Below are 1,244 nucleotides of genomic sequence, written 5' to 3' on the forward strand. Positions count from 1 at the left end.
TATAATAGCACACTTCCAAAAGTTTTTGTTTATTTACTGACAACCATTGAGACGCTTTATCAAACGAGTGTTCCCCTTGAGGTTCAAAACCGAAAGGGTTCTGTTGCAAAGTTTTCCAAAAAATCTATTTTAGTGTAAAATTGAGAAAAAAGACAGAGAGGACAGAGTAATGAATCATTTTAAAGGCAAACAATTCAAAAAAGACGTCATTATTGTCGCTGTTGGTTACTACCTGCGTTACAATCTAAGCTATCGTGAAGTTCAGGAATTGTTATATGATCGTGGAATAAATGTTTGTCATACTACGGTTTATCGTTGGGTGCAAGAGTACAGCAAAGTCCTCTATTATCTTTGGAAGAAGAAAAATAGACAATCCTTCTATTCATGGAAAATGGACGAAACCTATATCAAAATTAAGGGACGTTGGCATTATCTTTATCGTGCACTTGATGCGGACGGCTTAACCTTAGATATCTGGTTACGAAAGAAACGGGATACGCAAGCAGCCTATGCTTTCTTAAAACGACTCCATAAACAGTTTGGTGAGCCGAAAGCAATTGTGACCGATAAAGCACCTTCTCTTGGCTCCGCCTTTAGAAAGTTACAGAGTGTGGGTTTATATACTAAGACAGAGCACCGAACTGTGAAGTATCTTAACAATTTAATAGAACAAGACCATCGACCTATTAAACGACGGAATAAATTTTATCAAAGTCTCCGTACAGCCTCTTCCACGATTAAGGGCATGGAGACCCTTCGAGGAATATATAAAAAGAACCGAAGAAATGGAACGCTCTTCGGCTTTTCGGTGTCTACTGAAATCAAGGTATTAATGGGAATACCAGCCTAAGATATTTGGAGTTCAGAGCGGGCGCGTTTGATTTTCAAACTTCGCAACAGAACCAAATAGGGTTAATCTCATCAAGAAAAGGAGTTAGAAACAGTTGCGAAAATATATGATCTACCTCAGCAGTTTATTGGTCACATTTATCCTGAGTTATGCGACGATTACTTGGCTGATTATGCCCGTTCTCACTCGCTATCAAAGCCTGGCTAGGTTGATTAACCACTTTGACTATACCGCATTAACTTTAATACTCTTATTAACGCTGATTATCTGGTTGTTTGGCATCCAGTATCACCTCAAAGATTTTTCAGTTATTTATCTCTATCTTGCTTTCAGTGTGTATTTATTACTGTTATTCATGGTGCTTTTTACTAAAACAACGGATTTTCAGGCGATA

At 37.9% G+C, this 1,244-nt stretch carries 2 protein-coding genes and 1 pseudogene; all 3 read left to right on the forward strand.

Translation table 11 applies throughout. The features are described 5' to 3' along the window. A pseudogene (locus ABT006_RS35010) lies at positions 1-96 on the forward strand (IS982 family transposase); the annotation flags it as partial. 73 nt (positions 97-169) lie between these two features. Then, positions 170-850, forward strand: a complete 681-nt coding sequence (locus ABT006_RS35015) for an IS6-like element ISS1N family transposase (protein WP_350712755.1) — start codon at positions 170-172, stop codon at positions 848-850. Positions 851-956: 106 nt separating this feature from the next. Next, on the forward strand, positions 957-1,244 hold a 288-nt coding region (locus ABT006_RS35020), incomplete at its 3' end, for a hypothetical protein (protein ID WP_350712756.1).

The organism is Micromonospora sp. NPDC002717 (genome assembly GCF_040295705.1).
Lineage (GTDB): Bacteria > Actinomycetota > Actinomycetes > Mycobacteriales > Micromonosporaceae > Micromonospora.

Bases quoted from the DNA above. Each gene is read 5' to 3' on its own strand.
- ABT006_RS35015 (WP_350712755.1), top strand. From the start codon at position 170: ATGAATCATTTTAAAGGCAAACAATTCAAAAAAGACGTCATTATTGTC.